The sequence below is a fragment of the Pseudomonas sp. 2848 genome, from assembly GCF_003253945.1.
In the GTDB taxonomy this organism is placed as follows: Bacteria; Pseudomonadota; Gammaproteobacteria; order Pseudomonadales; family Pseudomonadaceae; genus Aquipseudomonas.
This window is the reverse complement of the sequence record NZ_QKZD01000008.1, coordinates 290,279-308,110: the sequence shown is the minus strand read 5'-3', so window position 1 is coordinate 308,110 and position 17,832 is coordinate 290,279. Positions and strand designations below refer to the sequence as shown.

The following is a 17,832-nucleotide window of genomic DNA, read 5'->3' as shown; positions in this document are numbered from 1 at the left end:
TTCGCCAGCGACTCCATCTGGAGGGAGTCGCTGGCGAAGCTATGTCTGAAAGGATCTTTCTAAAAAAATCCCCTCAAGACAGTTGCTCCCACAGGGATTGCGCCAATCTGCTCTCTGTGGGAGCCGGCTTGCCGGCGATGGGCCGCTTCGCGGCCCGGTTACATTACTGCCGCACCAACCGCAGGTTCTGTGGGTTGATCGCCCCGGTGCTGCGGTACGGGTTGATATCCAGCCCACCCCGGCGCACATACCGTGCATACACCGTCAGGTGCTCAGGCTTGAGCAGGTTCTTCAGGTCCAGGTAGATCCGCTCCACGCACTGCTCGTGGAAATCGGCATGCTGGCGGAAGCTGATCAGGTAGGTCAGCAGGCTGGCATGGTCCAGCGCCCGCCCCTTGTATTCCACCACCACGCTGCCCCAGTCCGGCTGGCCGGTAACCGGGCAGTTGGATTTGAGCAGGTGGCTGTGCACGGTCTCTTCCACCACGCGATCCGCCGCGCAGCGCAGCAATTCAGGCTGCGGCTGCTCGTAATTGCTGATGCTCACATCCAGCGCATCGATGCACTGGCCAGGCAGGGCAGTCACGCCTTGGCCTTCGACCTCGGCCAGGGTGCTGACCTTGACCGCGACCGGCTTGCCCGCAGCGGCGGACAGGTCTTTTACCAGGCACGCCTGCAACTCGGCCACCGAGGCAAACACGGTCTGGTTCAGCGAGTTGAGGTACAGCTTGAAGGACTTGGACTCGATGATGTTCGGCGAGTCGCAGGGGATGGCGAACTCGCCGATGGCCACCACCGGCTTGCCCGAAGGCAGCAGCCAGGACAGCTCGAAGCAGTTCCAGAAATCCACGCCCTGCCACGGCAGCGCGTCGCCACTGACACCCAACTCGGCCCACTTGGCCAGGCGCGGGATGGGGAACAGCAGCGAGGGGGTGTAGGTGGCGACGTATTCGCTGGACTTGCCCAGCGGGGAGTGTTCGGCGGCGGGATGCATGGAAACTGACCTGAAGGTTCGAAATTGCCCCTAGTCTACCGGTTTTGCCTCCCGCCTTGGAGCCGTTGTCACTCGATGGTCAGCGGCCCGACCATGCCGGCCTGGTAATGGCCCGGTACGTTGCAGGCGAACTCGATGGGCGCCGATTTGCGGAAGGTCCAGGTCAGCTCCGCGCGCTGGCCAGGCTGCACCAGCACGGTGTTGCCGGTGTCGTGGCCATGGCCGCCGCCCATCATCTGGCTGTGATCCATCTGGCCATGATCCATGCCTTCGTGATTCATGCCGGCGGTAAAGATCTTGCCTTGCATGGCGACCATTTCCTTTTGATGCTCGGCGTGCATGGCCTTGTCGCCCAGGTTGAACTCGTGGGGCAGCTTACCTTCATTGACCAGCACGAAACGTACGGTTTCGCCGGCCTTGACCTTGATGCTCTTGGGTTCGAAGGCGATGTCCTTGAGCACCACCTCGACAGTGCGGGTGGCCTTGGCTGCCGGCGCCGGCTCGCCGAAAGCGAAGGGTTTGGCTTCGCCAGCGAAGGTGGGCAGGCTGGTCAGGGCAAGCGCGGCGGTGAGCAACAGGTGTTTCATGGGTGACTCCAGATCAATGCAGCGAAGATGGCACCATTGTCGAAAAGGCTGGCTGGCAGCTGGCTGACGGGAAGATTACAACTTTGTCAGCTTGGGCAGACCGCCAGATCGTCACGTATCATTTCGGCATCACGTTGGCCCGAACCGTTGGTAAACACATGAAACTGCTGATCGTCGAAGACCAGGCCAAGACCGGCCAGTACCTGAGCCAGGGCCTGAGCGAGGCCGGCTTCGCCACCGAACTGGCCAGCGACGGCGACACCGGCCAGCACCTGGCCCTGAGCGGCGACCACGACCTGCTGATCCTCGACGTGATGCTGCCGGGGCGCAACGGCTGGCAGATCCTCCAGGCGGTGCGCCAGGCCGGGCTGGACACCCCGGTGCTGTTCCTCACCGCCCGCGATGCCGTCGAGGACCGCGTGCACGGCCTGGAGCTGGGCGCCGACGACTACCTGGTCAAACCCTTCGCCTTCTCCGAACTGCTGGCCCGTGTACGCAGCCTGCTGCGCCGTGGCGCCAGTGCCAGCCAGGATACCTGCCTGGCCCTGGCCGACCTGCGCCTGGACCTGATTCGCCGCCGCGCCGAGCGCGCCGGCCAGCGCATCGACCTGACCGCCAAGGAGTTCGCCCTGCTCGAACTGCTGCTGCGCCGCCAGGGCGAGGTGCTGCCCAAGTCGCTGATCGCCTCGCAGGTGTGGGACATGAATTTCGACAGCGACACCAACGTCATCGAGGTGGCCATCCGCCGCTTGCGCCTGAAGATCGACGACAGCCATGCCACCAAGCTGATCCACACTGTGCGCGGCATGGGCTACGTGCTCGAAGAGCGCCACGACTGATGCGCCGCCTGTCCCTGGGCAGCCGCCTGGCGCTGCTGTTCGCCGCCTGCACCGCCGCCGTGTCGCTGGGCGCCGGCCTGCTGTTCAACCGCGCCAGCGAGCAGCATTTCGTCGAACTCGACCAGCAACTGCTCAGTGGCCGGCTTTCGCTGATGAGCAGCCTGCTTGCCGGTGTCGCCACCCAGGAGCAACTGGCCACGCGTCTGCCGGCGCTGCTCAACGAGCTGAGTCACCAGTCCGACCTGGCCTTGCGTGTGCGCGGCGCCGACGGCGAGCCGTGGTTCGCCAGCCGGGGCGAGCTGCCGCAGGCCCCCACCCCTACCGGCCTGGCCACGCTGCACAGCCACGGGGTCGATTACCGCAGCCTCAGCGCGCCACTGATCGACGGCCAGCCTGCTTCGCCACAACTGACCCTGTTCCTCGACATCACCCACCACCAGCACTTCCTACAAGGCATGCAGCGGTTGATCTGGCTCACCGTCGGCCTGTCGGCGCTGGCCACCGCGCTGCTCGGCGCCTGGGCCGTACGCCGCGGCCTGAAACCGCTGCGGCAGATGGGCAAGGTGGCCGCCAGCGTCACCGCCGGCTCGCTGACCACGCGCTTGCCGGCCGCCGAGATGCCCGAGGAACTGGCCGAGCTGGCCGGCACGGTCAACGCCATGCTGCAGCGCCTGGACGACGCGTTTCAGCGCCTGTCGGCGTTCTCCGCCGACATCGCCCACGAGCTGCGTACGCCGCTGTCCAACCTGCTGACCCACACCCAGGTCACCCTCACCCGCCCGCGCAGCCTGGAGGAGTATCGCGAGGCCCTGCACGGCAACCTCGAGGAGCTGCAATGGATGGCCCAGCTGGTCAACGACATGCTCTACCTGGCCAAGGCCGACCACGGCCTGCTGATGCCCAGCCGCCAGGCGCTGGACCTGGCAACGGAGGCCGATGCGTTGCTGGAGTACTACGCGCCGCTGGCCGAGGACGCCGAGGTGCATTTGTTGCGTGAGGGCCAGGCCCATGCCAAGGGCGACCGGCACATGCTGCGCCGGGCGCTATCGAACTTGCTGGACAACGCCCTGCGCTTCACCCCCGCCGGTGGGGAGATCCGGGTAAGCCTGCAGCCTGGGCTGCGCATCGTGGTGGCCAACACCGGGCCGGCGATTGCGCCGCAACTACTTGAGCGATTGTTCGACCGCTTCTACCGGGCGGATCCAGCGCGCCAGGAAGGCAGCAGCGAGCATGCGGGGCTGGGGCTGGCGATCACTCGCTCGATCGTGCAGGCACACGGTGGGAAAATTCGGGCGGAGTGTGAAGATGGATGGACGCGGTTCGTGATCGACTTGCCTGAATAGCCCTCATCGCGGGGCAAGTCGCAGCGACGAACCGCCGCTCCCACGCCGGTCTTTGATACCTGGAAATATGATGTCCGGCGTGGGAGCGGGCTTGCCCCGCGATTGGCTAGACCCAGACAGCATCCCAATGAGGATAATCCCCAAGCCGCCTCACAAGACCTGCCCTCAAGGGATTCGCCACCACATACCTGGCGAATTCGCGCAGATCTTCCTCCCGCCGCAATGCCCTGTCGTGGTACCCCGGCTGCCATAACTGCCCTTTCAGTTTCCCAAGCTTGAACAACGAACATCGGCTGCGCGACTTGAATCGTCGCATGATGGTAGCAAGTGTGACGTCTCCCAACTTGATCAACCAGTGAAAGTGATCAGGCATGACCACCCATGCCAGGCTATACAAGGATCCCTCCTGCTCAGCCTGGTTGAAATGGAAAGGCAAGCAACGAGCAGCCTGGAAATCTTCAAAAAATGGAAAACGGTCTCTGGTCGTGCTGGTCAGCAAGTACACCCGGCCAGGCTCGGAACACCTGCCGCGGCGCAGGCAGTGGGAAGCGGGACGATCCATGTCTGTCTCCTTGAGGCAAAAACCTCAAGGTAGATGGCCAGCGCGACCGATAGCGAAGGGAAGCAGTACAGGATGTTTCATGGGCGCACAGGCATCGCGGGGCAAGCCCGCTCCCACGCCGGACCACGATGCTTGGAAACATCAGGTCTGGCGTGGGAGTCGCGGCTCGCCGCTGCGACTGGCCCCGCGACAGCGCTTACTCGTAACGCAACGCCATCGCCGGCTCGATCTGCGAGGCGCGGTAGGCCGGGTAGATCGTCGCCAGGAAGCTCATCACCAACCCCGCCACGCAGATGATCGCCACATCGCCCCATTGCAACTCCGACGGCAGGCTGCTGATGAAATAGATGTCGGAGGTGAAGATATGCTGGCCGCTGACTCGCTCGAGCCAACCGACCACCGCGCTGACGTTCAGCGCCAGGATCACTCCCAGCACCCCGCCAAGCAAGGTGCCGACGATGCCGATCAAGCTGCCCTGGACCATGAAGGTGCCCATGATCTGCGCCGGCGTGGCGCCGATGGTACGCAGGATGGCGATGTCCGCGCCCTTGTCGTTCACCACCATCACCAGGGTGGCGATGATGTTGAACGCGGCCACGGCGATGATCATCATCAGCAGCAGGCCGATCATGGTCTTTTCCATCTTCATCGCGCTGAACAGGCTGCCCTGGGTGTGCGACCAGTCATCGGCGCGGTAGCCTTCGCCCAGGCCCGCAGCGATGGCCTTGGACACTTGTGGCGCGGCATACAGGTCATGCAGCTTCAGGCGCACGCCCTGCACCTGGCCCGGTGCCCAGCGCTGCATTTCGCCGGCATCGGCGACGTGAATGTAGGCCTGCGAGCCATCCAGTTCGGCGCCCACCTTGAAGATGCCGACCACGGTCAGGCGCTGCATGCGCGGAGTGATGCCGCCCGGTTCCTTGCTGATCTCCGGGACGATAAGGGTCAGCTTGTCACCGGTGTTCAGGCGAAAACGCCGCGCCGTCAATTCGCCGATGACCACGCCATACTCGCCCGGCACCAATGCCTGCAAGCTGCCCTGGACGATGTGCTGGGTGACGATGGAGACTTTGCCTTCCTCGGTCGGATCGATGCCGGCGACCTGGATCGGCTGCATCGCCCCCTTGTACGAGAGCATGCCTTCCATCTCGGTGATCGGCGCGGCAGCCATCACCGCCGGATTGCCTTCGGCGGCGGCGGCGACCGTGCGCCAGTCGTCCAACGGCTGCGCGCCGAGGATCGCAGCGTGTGGCACCAGGCCAAGCACCCGCGAACTCATCTCGCGCTGGAAGCCGTTCATCACCGACAACACCGTGATCATGGCCAGCACGCCGAGCGACAGGCCGATCATCGAGGTCATGGAGATGAACGAGATGAAGTGGTTGCGGCGCTTGGCACGGGTGTAACGGGCACCGATGAACAAGGACAAGGGTCTGAACATGAACGGGAACACCCAAGTAGAAAAAGAACCGGGGCCGCCTCACGGGGCCCCGCGCAAGCGACTCAGATCGCCACCAGGTGCCCGTCTTCCAGGCTCAGCACACGGTCCATCTGGCGCGCCAGGTTGAGGTCGTGGGTCACTACCAGGAAGGCGGTCTGCGAGTGGGTCGACAACTCGCGCATCAGCTCCTGGATACCCTGGGCGGTGTGGTGGTCGAGGTTGCCGGTGGGCTCGTCGAGCATCACCAGGCCGGGGCGGTTGACCAGGGCGCGGGCAATCGCCACACGCTGGCGCTCACCACCGGACAGCTCGGCCGGCTTGTGATTGAGGCGATGGCCCAGGCCGACGCGCTTGAGCAGCGCCTCGGCGCGCTCGCGGGCCTCGCTGATCGGGGTCTTGCCGATCAGCAGCGGCATGCAGGCGTTCTCCAGGGCGGTGAACTCTGCCAGCAGGTGGTGGAACTGGTAGACGAAGCCCAGCGCGCGATTGCGCAGCAGGCCGCGGGCCCGCTCGCCCAGTGCCGACAGCTCTTCGCCGGCCAGCCAGACACTGCCCTGCGTCGGCGTGTCGAGACCGCCCAGCAGGTTGAGCAGGGTACTCTTGCCCGAACCCGAGCTGCCGACGATGGCCACCCGCTCGCCCGGGTGCAGTTCGAGGTTCAACCCTGACAACACCTGCACCGACTCCGGGCCTTCCTCGTAGCTCTTGCCCAGGTTGCGGCAGCTCAACACGGCTTTATCACTCATGCGCGACTCACTCATAACGTAGCGCCTCTGCAGGCTGGGTGCGCGAGGCGCGCCAGGCCGGGTACAGGGTGGCGAAGAAACTCAGGACCAGCGCCGCACCGCAGACCATGTACACGTCCTGGGCCTGGATCTGCGACGGCAGGTAATCGATGAAGTACACGTCGGCATTGAGGAACTTGTGCCCGATCAGGGCTTCGATGCCGGCGATGGCCGCGCTCACGTTGAGCGCGCCGAGGATGCCCAGCACCGCGCCGATCAGCGTGCCGACCACGCCGATCACCGTGCCCTGGACCATGAAGATGGCCATGATCTGCCCGGGCGTGGCACCCAGGGTGCGCAGGATGGCGATGTCGCCGCGCTTGTCGTTGACCACCATCACCAGGGTGGAAATGATGTTGAACGCCGCCACCGCGACGATCAGCAGCAGCAGCAGGCCGATCATGGATTTCTCCATGCGGATTGCCTGGTAGAGGTTGCCGTGGGTGCGTGTCCAGTCCCGCGGGTAGTACTCCTGCTCGCCCAGCTGCTGGGCAATGGCCCAGGTGGCGCGGGGGGCCTGGAACAGGTCGTCGAACTTCAGGCGCACGCCCTGGACCTGGTCGGCCTTCCAGCGATGCAGGCGCGACAGGTCGGCAATGTTGGTCAGGCCCAGGTAGCCGTCGATCTCGCCGGCACCGACATGGAAGGTGCCGACCACGGTGAAGCGCTTCATGCGCGGGAACATGCCCGCCGGAGTCACGCTCACCTCGGGGGCGACGAAGGTCAGCTTGTCGCCGATGGCCACGCCCAGCTTCTGCGCCGCCTTGTCGCCGATCATGATGCCCCACTCGCCCGGCGCCAGCTTGTCGAGGCTGCCGTCGAGGACGAACTTGTCGATGATCGACACCTCGCGCTCGCGGGCCGGGTCGATGCCGTTGAGCAGCACCTTCTGAACCTTGCCCTCATGGGTCAGCAGGCCCTGCATCTGGGTGAAGGGCGCGACCGCCAGCACCTGCGGATTCTGCTTTACTTTAGAGGCGAGGGCCTGCCAGTCGTCGATCGGCTGACCGGTCTCCAACGTGGCGTGGGGGATCATACCCAGCACGCGGGTACGCATCTCGTGGTCGAACCCGTTCATCACCGACAGCACCACGATCATCACCACCACGCCCAGGGCGAGGCCGATCATCGAGGTGAGCGAAATGAACGAGACGAAGTGATTGCGGCGCTTGGCACGGGTGTAGCGCGTACCAATGAATACGAATAGAGGTCTGAACATGTCGGGGCTTGTTCGGATGAAAGGGAACGTCCTTGTGGCGAGGCGCCTACGGCGGCTTTACACTCGGACCACCGCCGTAACCTTGGGTTCGCCATGACGACATTAGACGAAGAAGATCGCCGCGAATACTACCGCATCGAAGATCGGATCGCACTTCAAATCAGCCCCCTCAGCGCGGCCGAAGCCCTTGAGACAGAACTGTTGCAGGATGATTCGGAGCTGTTCAACCTGCTCAGCGAACTGCACCTGTCGGACTTCGAGTCGCAACACCTGCTGCGCCAGTTGAGCGAGAAGGACCGCACCCTGGCCGCGTTCCTGCGCGCCCAGAACAAACGCCTCGACCTGCTGAGCGCCGTGGTCGCGCAAACCTTGATCGGCGAAATCGGCCAGCCGATGCCGGTGATCATCTCCGAAGGCGGCATCGAGTTCGCCCAGGCGCAGAAGATCGCGCCCGGCACCCGGGTCAAGGTGAAGATGGTGCTGATGCCCCGTGCCCATGGCCTGTTGCTGCGCGGGCGGGTCACCCATTGCGACCCGCGCCCGGACGGCGACTTCGAGGTTGGCACCGAATTCATCGACATGACCGACGCCCAGCGCCAGCTCCTGGCCCGCTACATCCTGCAGCGCCAGCAACAGCAACGGCGCCAGGCGCTGGAGCAGAACGAGCCGGACGCATAAGCCCTTTTTCCCTGATTTGAAGGAACGAACGTGACCCTGATCTATGGCCACCGCGGCGCCAAGGGCGAAGCACCCGAGAACACCCTACAGAGTTTCCGCCAGTGCCTGTCCCATGGCGTGGACCGCTGCGAACTCGACCTGCACCTGTCGGCCGACAACGAGCTGATGGTGATCCACGACCCGAGCCTCAAGCGCACCACCGGCCGGCGCGGCAAGGTGGTCGAGCACACCGCCGCCGAGCTGGTGACCTACGACGCCCGCAAGGGAGGCCCGGGCCATGTACAGCCCTGCCACATCCCACGGCTCGAGGAACTGTTCGAGAAGTGCCCGTTCGAGCATTGGCAACTGGAGGTCAAGAGCGCCTCGCGCACCCGCGCCGCCAGCACGGTGCTGGCGATCCGCGAACTGGCCCTGCAGCACGGCCTGCTGGACAAGGTGACCATCACCTCGAGCTCACGGGAAGTGCTCGGCGCCGCCCAGGAACTGGTGCCGGATGTGAAGCGCGGGCTGGTCGCCGAGTATGCCTGGCTCGACCCGTTGAAGGTCGCGCAGAACTACGGCTGCGAGATGCTGGCGTTGAACTGGACGCTGTGCACCCCCGAGCGCCTGATCAAGGCGCAGCGCCAGGGTTTGCACGTGTCGGTGTGGACGGTCAACGAACCGGCACTGATGCGCCGGCTCGCTGACTTTGGCGTGGACAGCCTGATTACAGACTTTCCCGGTTTGGCCAGGACCACCCTCGGGTAGGGCTGAAATCGGTCTCCCCGACCGGCTCAGGCCACCGGTCGGAGCCGCTCAAAAAAGCCGGTTCAGACCATCATAGGCGGCTACCCGATAGGCCTCGGCCATCGTCGGGTAGTTGAAGGTGGTGTTGACGAAGTATTTCAGGTTGTTCTGCTCGCCCGGCTGGTTCATCACCGCCTGGCCGATGTGGACGATCTCCGAGGCCTGGTAGCCGAAGCAGTGCACGCCGAGGACTTCCAGGGTCTCGCGGTGGAACAGGATCTTCAGCATGCCTTGCGGCTCGCCGGCGATCTGTGCGCGAGCCATGCTCTTGAAGAAGGCCTTGCCCACTTCGTAGGGCACCTTGGCCTGGGTCAGTTCCTGCTCGTTCTTGCCGATCGAGCTGATCTCCGGAATGGTGTAGATGCCGGTCGGCACGTCGTTGACGAAGCGCCAGCTGCCGTTGTCGACGATGCTGCCGGCCGCCGAACGGCCCTGGTCATGGGCGGCGCTGGCCAGGCTTGGCCAACCGATCACGTCACCGGCACCGTAGATGTTCGGCACGCTGGTGCGGTAGGTCTCGTCGACCTCGATCTGGCCACGGCTGTTGACCTTGATACCGATGTTCTCCAGGCCCAGCTTGTCGGTGTTGCCGGTACGGCCATTGCACCACAGCAAGGCGTCGGCCTTGATCTTCTTGCCCGACTTCAGGTGCAGGATCACCCCGTTGTCCAGGCCCTCGACACGGTCATACTCCTCGTTGTGGCGCACGGTGATGTTGTTGTTGCTGAAGTGGTAGCTCAGCGCCTGGGAAATCTCCGAATCCAGGAAGCTCAGCAGCTGGCCGCGGTTGTCGACCAGTTCCACCAGCACACCCAGGCCGCTGAAGATCGAGGCGTATTCGCAACCGATCACCCCGGCGCCGTAGACGATCAGCTTACGTGGGGTATGGCTGAGGCTGAGGATGGTGTCGCTGTCATAGACGCGCGGGTGGTGGAAGTCGATGTCGGCCGGGCGGTATGGGCGCGAGCCGGTGGCGATGATGATGTGCTTGGCGTTGAGCTTCTCGACCACGCCGTTGGGGCAGACCACTTCGACGGTCTGCTCATCGGCGAAGCTGCCGGTGCCGACGAACACATCGACGCGGTTGCGCGCGTAGTAGCCGGTGCGCGAGGCGACCTGCTTGCTGATGACCTTCTCGGCGCTCTTGAGCACATCGGGGAAGGAGAACCAGCGAGGTTCGCCGATGGCGCGGAACATCGGGTTGGTGTTGAACTGCATGATCTGCCGCACGGAGTGACGCAGCGCCTTGGACGGGATGGTGCCCAGGTGGGTGCAGTTGCCACCGACCTGGCGACGGCTGTCGACCATGGCCACCTTGCGCCCTGCTTTGGCGGCGTTCATTGCCGCGCCCTCTCCGGCCGGGCCGGAACCCAGCACCACTACGTCGTAGTTGTAGACAGCCATGCGTACTCCTTCAGAACTGGCCCGCCGGCCGGATGGCCGCGGGGCGCGATCATGTCGCCGGGGCGCCATGAGAAAATTCGGGTGCAGTCTAATCAAGCGTGAACGCCGCGCACATTAACCCTTGGTCGCGTCGTAGGCCATTATTGCCTGCACTACATGTCGTTTCACCGTTTCCCTGGCTTCGATCATCCGTGGCTTGCCTTTCACTTGCCTTTCACCCGCTGCTCGAAGGCCGGCGTGGAACGAGAGACGAAACCACCCTCGACCCGGGTCACCAGCACTGCGGCGATACCGTGGGCGATGGCGAAATCCCAGCCCTGCTGCGGCCCGAGGATCAACAACAGGGTCGAGTAGCCGTCGGCCAGCAGCGCCGAAGCGTCGAGCACCGTCACCGCCGCCAGGTCGTGGGCGACCGGGCGCCCGAGGCGGGCGTCGAAGGTGTGTGAATAGCGCCGGCCATTGTCCTCGAAATAATGCCGGTAGTCACCCGAGGTCGACACGGCCAGGTCCTGCACGTCGATGACCTGGCGGGCGATCTGGCGATCCTCGCGCGGCAGTTCCAGGGCCACCCGCCAGGCGCTGCCATCGGGCTTGCGGCCCACGGCCTTCAACTCACCGGTGGCCTCGGCAAGAAAGTTGTCGATGCCCATGGCGCGCAGGCGCTGGGCGATCAGGTCGACGGCGTGGCCGGCGGCGATGCTGTTGAAATCCAGCTCGACGGCGGCGTCCTTGCACAGGGCCTCGCCCTCAAGGCGCAAGTGGCGGTAACCCACGCGCAGGCGCGCCCTGGCCAGCGCCTGCGGCTCCGGCACCTGCATTTCGCGGGCCTGCGGGCCGAAGCCCCAGAGGTCGAGTAGCGGTTCGACGGAAAGATCAAAGGCACCCTGGCTCTGTTCGGCCAGGTGCTGGCCGAAAGTAACCAGTTCCAGCATGTCGGCATCGATGGGCAGGCACTGGTTGGCCGGCAACTGGTTGAAACGGCTGACGATGGAGTCGCCGCGGTAGGTGGAGTAATGCGCGTCGATCGCCTGCAGGATGCTTTCGACCGCCGCCTGCACCTGCTCCGGTGCCGGGCCGCCTGGCTGGCGCACGTACTGGATGCTGTAGCTGCTGCCCATAGTCGGGCCGCCGAAGCGCTCGAGGGTCGGGGTTGGCTTGCAGGCGGACATCAGGATGAGGATGCAGATTAAAAGCGCACGCAATCTTTAGATCTCAAGTGTCAGGACTGCCCCGCGCTGAGGCCAGGCGAAAAAAAACGGGAACCCGAAGGTTCCCGTTTTCTCAACGCATTACAAGCGGATCAGCGTGGAAACGCTGGCGGGTTCACACCGGCCATGTCTTCCATCACGCGCACCACCTGGCAGCTGTAACCGAATTCGTTGTCGTACCAGACGTACAGGACAACACGGTTGTCATTGCAGATGGTCGCCTCGGCGTCGACCACACCGGCGTGGCGCGAACCGACGAAGTCGGTCGATACCACTTCCTGGGAGCTGACGTAGTCGATCTGCTTGTGCAGCTCGGAGTGCATGGCGGTCTGGCGCAGGTACTCGTTCAGCTCCTCGCGGCTGGTGGCCTTCTCGAGGTTCAGGTTGAGAATGGCCATCGACACGTTCGGCGTCGGCACACGGATCGCGTTGCCGGTCAGCTTGCCCTTGAGCACTGGCAGGGCCTTGGCGGCGGCGGTCGCGGCACCGGTCTCGGTGATGACCATGTTCAGCGGCGCGGCGCGACCACGGCGGCTGCCCTTGTGGAAGTTGTCGATCAGGTTCTGGTCGTTGGTGAACGAGTGAACGGTTTCGACGTGGCCGTTGACGATGCCGTACTGGTCGTTGATGGCCTTGAGCACCGGCACGATGGCGTTGGTGGTGCAGGACGCCGCCGAGATGATCTTGTCGTCGGCGCTGATGTCGCCGTGGTTGATGCCGTGCACGATGTTCTTCAGCGCGCCCTTGCCAGGCGCGGTGAGGATCACGCGGGCGGCGCCCGGGCAGGCCAGGTGCTGGCCGAGGCCGTCGGCGTCACGCCAGACACCGGTGTTGTCGACGATCAGCGCATCGTTGATGCCGTACTGGGTGTAGTCGACTTCGCTCGGGCTCTTGGCGTAGATCACCTGGATCAGGTTGCCGTTGGCAGTGATGGTGTTGTTGGCTTCATCGATGACGATGGTGCCGTCGAACGGACCGTGCACCGAGTCGCGGCGCAGCAGGCTGGCGCGCTTGACCAGGTCGTTCTCGGCGCCCTTGCGCACAACGATGGCGCGCAGGCGCAGGCCGTCGCCGCCACCGGTCTTCTCGATCAGGATACGCGCCAGCAGGCGGCCGATGCGGCCGAAGCCGTACAGCACGACGTCGGTGCCCTTGCGTGCGGAAGCGTTCTGCTGACCCACGACGTCGGCCAGTTCGTCACGGACGAACTGCTCGGCGCTGCGGCCATTGCCTTCGACCTTGAACTTGTTGGCCAGCTTGCCCAGGTCCACCGAGGCGGCGCCCAGCTTCAGCTCGCTCATGGCCTTGAGCAGTGGGAATGTCTCGTGGACGGACAGCTCGGTCTCGTCGGTCTGACGGTGACGGGCAAAGCGGTGGGCTTTGAGGATCGAGATAACCGAACGGTTGATCAGGCTGCGGCCATAGATCGAGCTCACCACGTTGTTGTTGCGGTAGAGCTGACCGATAAGCGGGATCATCGCTTCAGCCAGGGCTTCACGATCGATCCACTCACCAAGACACTGGTCGGGCTTCTGAGTCACGGTAACCTTCCACATGTAGGGGAACAAAAAAGGGGCTACATTATGACGCCCCTCGGCGTATCGGGCAATGAGCGCCTGTCGCCGGCGCCAGCCCCCGTCGCCAAGCCCTTTCGAACCTGACAGCGCGCCTCGTCACCGGTACAATCGACCTCTTTGCCGCAACGCTTGGAGTCCGATCTCCCGTGTCAGTTCTGCGCCTACCGCAAATGTCGGCCACGGCCGGCAAACAAACCTGGGGCAACCTGCCCGGCGCGGCCTTGAGCCTGGCCGTCGCCGAGGCTGCCAGTACCGCCGGTCGCTTCACCTTGCTGCTGACCGCCGACAGCCAGGCGGCCGACCGCCTGGAGCAGGAGCTGCGCTTCTTCGCGCCGGATCTGCCGGTACTGCCTTTCCCCGACTGGGAAACCCTGCCCTACGACCTGTTCTCGCCGCACCAGGACATCATCTCCCAGCGTATCGCCAGCCTCTACCGGCTGCCGGAGCTGGACCACGGCATCCTCGTCGTGCCGATCACCACCGCCCTGCACCGCCTGGCCCCCACGCGCTTCCTGCTGGGCAGCAGCCTGGTGCTGGACGTGGGCCAGAAGATCGACGTCGAGCAGATGCGCGCGCGCCTGGAAGCCAGCGGCTACCGCTGCGTCGACACGGTCTACGAGCACGGCGAGTTCGCCGTGCGCGGCGCGCTGATCGACCTGTTCCCCATGGGCAGCAAGCAGCCGTACCGCATCGACCTGTTCGACGACGAGATCGAGACCCTGCGCACCTTCGACCCGGAGAGCCAGCGCTCGATCGACAAGGTCGACTCGATCCGCCTGCTGCCGGCGCGCGAGTTCCCCATGCAGAAGGACGAGGTGACGCGCTTCAAGGCGCGTTTCCGCGAACGCTTCGACGTCGACTTCCGCCGCAGCGCGATCTTCCAGGACCTCACCAGCGGCATCATCCCCGCTGGCATCGAGTACTACCTGCCGCTGTTCTTCGAAGAAACCGCCACCCTGTTCGACTACCTGCCGGCCGACACCCAGGTGTTCTCGCTACCGGGCGTGGAACAGGCCGCCGAACACTTCTGGAACGATGTGCGCGGGCGCTATGAAGAGCGCCGCGGCGACATGACCCGGCCACTGCTGCCGCCGGCGGAACTGTTCCTGCCGGTGGAGGATTGCTTCGCCCGCCTCAAGCAATGGCCACGGGTGGTGGTCAGCGCCGAGGACATCGACGCCGGCGCGGGGCGCGAGCGCTTCCCCGCCCGCGCCCTGCCCAACCTGGCCATCGAGGCCAAGGCCCACCAGCCGCTGGCGGAGCTGGCCAACTTCCTCGACCAGTTCGGCGGCCGCGTGCTGTTCACCGCCGAGTCCGCGGGCCGGCGCGAAGTGCTGCTGGAGCTGCTCGAGCGCCTCAAGCTGCGCCCGCAGACCGTCGACGGCTGGACCGACTTCATCACCGGCGGCGAGCGCCTGGCGATCACCATCGCCCCCCTGGACGACGGCCTGCTGCTGGACGACCCGGCCATTGCCCTGGTAGCGGAAAGCCCGCTGTTCGGCCAGCGCGTGATGCAGCGCAGGCGCCGCGAGAAACGCGGCGAGGCGGCCAACGACGCGGTGATCAAGAACCTCACCGAGCTGCGCGAAGGCGCGCCGGTGGTGCACATCGACCATGGCGTGGGCCGCTACCTGGGCCTGGCCACCCTGGAAATCGACGGCCAGGCCGCCGAGTTCCTCACCCTCGAATACGCCGAGGGCGCCAAGCTCTACGTGCCGGTGGCCAACCTGCACCTGATCGCCCGCTACACCGGCAGCGACGACGCCCTGGCCCCACTGCACCGGCTGGGTTCAGAAGCCTGGCAGAAAGCCAAGCGCAAGGCCGCCGAGCAGGTGCGCGACGTCGCCGCCGAGCTGCTCGACATCTACGCCCGCCGCGCCGCGCGCAAAGGCTACGCCTTCGCCGACCCGGCCGCCGACTACGCCACCTTCAGCGCCGGCTTCCCGTTCGAGGAAACCCCCGACCAGCAGACCGCCATCGAGGCGGTGCGTGCCGACATGCTCGCCGGCCAGCCCATGGACCGCCTGGTGTGCGGCGACGTCGGCTTCGGCAAGACCGAGGTGGCCATGCGCGCCGCCTTCATCGCCGTGCACAGCGGTCGCCAGGTGGCGGTGCTGGTGCCCACCACCCTGCTCGCCCAGCAGCACTACAACAGTTTCCGCGACCGCTTCGCCGACTGGCCGGTGAAGGTCGAGGTGATGAGCCGCTTCAAGTCGGCCAAGGAAGTCGCCAGCGCCGCGGCGGAACTGGCCGAAGGCAAGATCGACATCCTCATCGGCACCCACAAGCTGCTGCAGGACGATGTGCGCTTCAAGGACCTGGGCCTGGCCATCATCGACGAGGAACACCGCTTCGGCGTGCGCCAGAAGGAACAGCTCAAGGCGCTGCGCAGCGAGGTGGACATCCTCACCCTGACCGCAACGCCGATCCCGCGCACGCTGAACATGGCGGTGTCGGGCATGCGCGACCTGTCGATCATCGCCACGCCCCCGGCGCGACGCCTGTCGGTGCGCACCTTCGTCATGGAGCAGAACAAGAGCACGGTGAAGGAAGCGCTGCTGCGCGAACTGCTGCGCGGCGGGCAGGTGTACTACCTGCACAACGATGTGAAGAGCATCGAGAAGTGCGCCGCCGAGCTGGCCGAACTGGTGCCCGAGGCACGTATCGGCATCGGCCACGGGCAGATGCGCGAACGCGAGCTCGAGCAGGTGATGAGCGACTTCTACCACAAGCGCTTCAACGTGCTGATCGCCTCGACCATCATCGAGACCGGTATCGACGTGCCGAGCGCCAACACCATCGTCATCGAGCGCGCCGACAAGTTCGGCCTGGCGCAATTGCACCAGCTGCGTGGCCGGGTCGGGCGCAGCCACCACCAGGCCTATGCCTACCTGCTGACGCCACCGCGCCAGCAGATCAGCGCCGACGCCGAGAAACGCCTGGAGGCTATCGCCAACACCCAGGACCTGGGCGCGGGCTTCGTCCTGGCCACCAACGACCTGGAGATCCGCGGCGCCGGCGAACTGCTCGGCGAAGGCCAGAGCGGGCAGATCCAGGCGGTCGGCTTCACCCTGTACATGGAGATGCTCGAACGCGCGGTCAAGGCCATCCGCAAGGGCACCCAACCTAACCTCGAACAGCCGCTGGGCGGCGGCCCGGAGATCAACCTGCGCCTGCCGGCGCTGATCCCCGAGGACTACCTGCCCGACGTGCATGCGCGCCTGATCCTCTACAAGCGCATCGCCTCGGCGGCCGACGAAGAGGGCCTCAAGGACCTGCAGGTGGAGATGATCGACCGCTTCGGCCTACTGCCGGAGCCGACCAAGAACCTGATGCGCCTGACCCTGCTCAAGCTGCAGGCGGAAAAGCTCGGCATCAAGAAAGTCGATGCCGGCCCCAACGGCGGCAAGCTCGAGTTCGAGGCCGAAACCCCGGTCGACCCGCTGACCCTGATCAAGCTGATCCAGGGCCAGCCCAAGCGCTACAAGTTCGAAGGCGCGACCCAGTTCCGCTTCCTGGTGCCGATGGAACGCCCCGAAGAACGTTTCAACACTCTGGAAGCGCTGTTCGAGCGCCTCACCCCACAAAATCCATAAGGAAGCTTCATGCGTGCCATCCGTTGCCTGACCCTGCTGCTGGCCCTGCTCGCGCCAGTTGCCTTCGCCGCGGGCCCCTACCAGGTGGAAATGGTCCTGGTGCGGCAGAACGCCGTGCCGGCGATCACCAGCCCGTTCGCCCCGGAAGACTGGAGCGCCGGCGCGCCGCGCCTGGAAAAAGGCGCCGAACGCCCGACCGGCCTGGGTGACGAAGTCACCCGCCTGCAGGCCACCGCCGACTACACCGTGCTGCTGCACAAGGCCTGGCAGCAGGATGGCGAAACCGTTGCCCTGAGTGCCGGTGACGAACAGTTCGGCCACTTCCCGATCGAGGGCAACCTGAGCATCCAGGAAAGCCGCTTCATCGCCGTGGACGCCAACCTCTGGGTCAACCAGCTCGACAGCAATGGCAGCGTGCTGCGCAGCGAGCAGTTCAAGCAGAGCAACAGCAACATGAAGGCCGGCCAGCTGACCTTCCTCGATGGCGGGCACCTGGCCATGCTGCTCAAGGTCTCACCGGCCGGCATGCGCAAGATGCCGCTGCCCGACCCGGAAATGATGGAGCAGTGAAACCGTGAACGCCGATGTGCAGAAGCTGGCAGCCGAGAATCCGAGCTGGAAGCGCGACTTTTCCGCGGCCACCCTGCAACGTGGCGAGCGCTACGCCGAACAGGGCCTGGTGCAGATCCAGTCCCACGGCGATTCACGCATCGAGTCCACCTGCCGCGGCAGCGGCGGCAATGTCTACCGCCAGCGGATCATCATCACCGCGGGGCCATCCGGGCAATGCCATGTGCGCGGCAACTGCTCCTG

At 65.1% G+C, this 17,832-nt stretch carries 15 protein-coding genes; 6 read left to right on the top strand and 9 right to left on the bottom strand.

The window, feature by feature from the left end:
* Positions 1 to 163: 163 nt before the first annotated feature.
* On the bottom strand, positions 164 to 994 hold the full coding sequence (gene queF / locus DFS21_RS18095) for an NADPH-dependent 7-cyano-7-deazaguanine reductase QueF (protein ID WP_110698724.1): 831 nt from the start codon (positions 992 to 994) through the stop codon (positions 164 to 166).
* A 68-nt stretch (positions 995 to 1,062) separates the two neighbouring features.
* Complete coding sequence (locus DFS21_RS18090; protein WP_111532759.1) at positions 1,063 to 1,581, bottom strand: plastocyanin/azurin family copper-binding protein; 519 nt, start codon at positions 1,579 to 1,581, stop codon at positions 1,063 to 1,065.
* Positions 1,582 to 1,739: 158 nt separating this feature from the next.
* Between DFS21_RS18090 and DFS21_RS18085 the strand changes: the two genes are divergently transcribed.
* Together DFS21_RS18085 and DFS21_RS18080 are read left to right on the top strand one after the other, a co-directional pair.
* Positions 1,740 to 2,420, top strand: coding sequence for a heavy metal response regulator transcription factor (locus DFS21_RS18085; protein WP_038705756.1), 681 nt, complete (start codon positions 1,740 to 1,742; stop codon positions 2,418 to 2,420).
* Positions 2,417 to 3,763 (top strand): heavy metal sensor histidine kinase, encoded by a 1,347-nt coding sequence (locus tag DFS21_RS18080; protein ID WP_110699155.1) that lies wholly within the window; start codon positions 2,417 to 2,419, stop codon positions 3,761 to 3,763. The genes DFS21_RS18085 and DFS21_RS18080 overlap by 4 nt, the downstream gene beginning before the upstream one ends.
* 106 nt (positions 3,764 to 3,869) lie before the next feature.
* Here the strand turns inward: DFS21_RS18080 and DFS21_RS18075 are convergent, their stop codons facing one another.
* The 4 genes from DFS21_RS18075 to DFS21_RS18060 form a co-directional block, all read right to left on the bottom strand.
* Positions 3,870 to 4,325 (bottom strand): transposase, encoded by a 456-nt coding sequence (locus DFS21_RS18075; protein WP_110698726.1) that lies wholly within the window; start codon positions 4,323 to 4,325, stop codon positions 3,870 to 3,872.
* Positions 4,326 to 4,521: 196 nt separating this feature from the next.
* Positions 4,522 to 5,766 (bottom strand): lipoprotein-releasing ABC transporter permease subunit, encoded by a 1,245-nt coding sequence (locus DFS21_RS18070; RefSeq protein ID WP_102683170.1) that lies wholly within the window; start codon positions 5,764 to 5,766, stop codon positions 4,522 to 4,524.
* Positions 5,767 to 5,828: 62 nt separating this feature from the next.
* The gene (gene lolD / locus DFS21_RS18065; RefSeq protein WP_172670900.1) at positions 5,829 to 6,512 is read right to left on the bottom strand and encodes a lipoprotein-releasing ABC transporter ATP-binding protein LolD; all 684 of its coding nucleotides are present in this window, start codon (positions 6,510 to 6,512) and stop codon (positions 5,829 to 5,831) included.
* 7 nt (positions 6,513 to 6,519) lie between these two features.
* Entirely contained in the window at positions 6,520 to 7,770 is a 1,251-nt protein-coding gene (locus DFS21_RS18060) for a lipoprotein-releasing ABC transporter permease subunit (RefSeq protein WP_046856390.1), read from the bottom strand.
* Positions 7,771 to 7,863: 93 nt separating this feature from the next.
* On the opposite strand from DFS21_RS18060, the gene DFS21_RS18055 reads away from it, so the two are divergent.
* The gene (locus DFS21_RS18055; RefSeq protein ID WP_102683159.1) at positions 7,864 to 8,448 is read left to right on the top strand and encodes a PilZ domain-containing protein; all 585 of its coding nucleotides are present in this window, start codon (positions 7,864 to 7,866) and stop codon (positions 8,446 to 8,448) included.
* A gap of 30 nt (positions 8,449 to 8,478) precedes the next feature.
* Positions 8,479 to 9,195, top strand: coding sequence for a glycerophosphodiester phosphodiesterase (locus DFS21_RS18050; RefSeq protein ID WP_102683158.1), 717 nt, complete (start codon positions 8,479 to 8,481; stop codon positions 9,193 to 9,195).
* 48 nt (positions 9,196 to 9,243) lie between these two features.
* On the opposite strand, the gene sthA is transcribed toward DFS21_RS18050, so the two are convergent.
* The 3 genes from sthA to DFS21_RS18035 form a co-directional block, all read right to left on the bottom strand.
* Positions 9,244 to 10,638 carry a Si-specific NAD(P)(+) transhydrogenase gene (gene sthA, locus DFS21_RS18045; protein ID WP_023631920.1) on the bottom strand — a complete coding sequence of 465 codons (1,395 nt, stop codon included), beginning with the start codon at positions 10,636 to 10,638 and terminating at the stop codon, positions 9,244 to 9,246.
* Positions 10,639 to 10,841: 203 nt separating this feature from the next.
* Positions 10,842 to 11,807, bottom strand: coding sequence for an FAD:protein FMN transferase (locus tag DFS21_RS18040; RefSeq protein WP_371926872.1), 966 nt, complete (start codon positions 11,805 to 11,807; stop codon positions 10,842 to 10,844).
* 131 nt (positions 11,808 to 11,938) lie between these two features.
* Positions 11,939 to 13,402, bottom strand: coding sequence for a glyceraldehyde-3-phosphate dehydrogenase (locus DFS21_RS18035; RefSeq protein ID WP_110698730.1), 1,464 nt, complete (start codon positions 13,400 to 13,402; stop codon positions 11,939 to 11,941).
* A 167-nt stretch (positions 13,403 to 13,569) separates the two neighbouring features.
* On the opposite strand from DFS21_RS18035, the gene mfd reads away from it, so the two are divergent.
* Positions 13,570 to 17,019, top strand: a complete 3,450-nt coding sequence (gene mfd, locus DFS21_RS18030) for a transcription-repair coupling factor (RefSeq protein WP_110698732.1) — start codon at positions 13,570 to 13,572, stop codon at positions 17,017 to 17,019.
* A 9-nt stretch (positions 17,020 to 17,028) separates the two neighbouring features.
* On the top strand, positions 17,029 to 17,589 hold the full coding sequence (locus tag DFS21_RS18025) for a CsiV family protein (protein ID WP_111532758.1): 561 nt from the start codon (positions 17,029 to 17,031) through the stop codon (positions 17,587 to 17,589).
* The last annotated feature ends 243 nt before the right edge of the window (positions 17,590 to 17,832 follow it).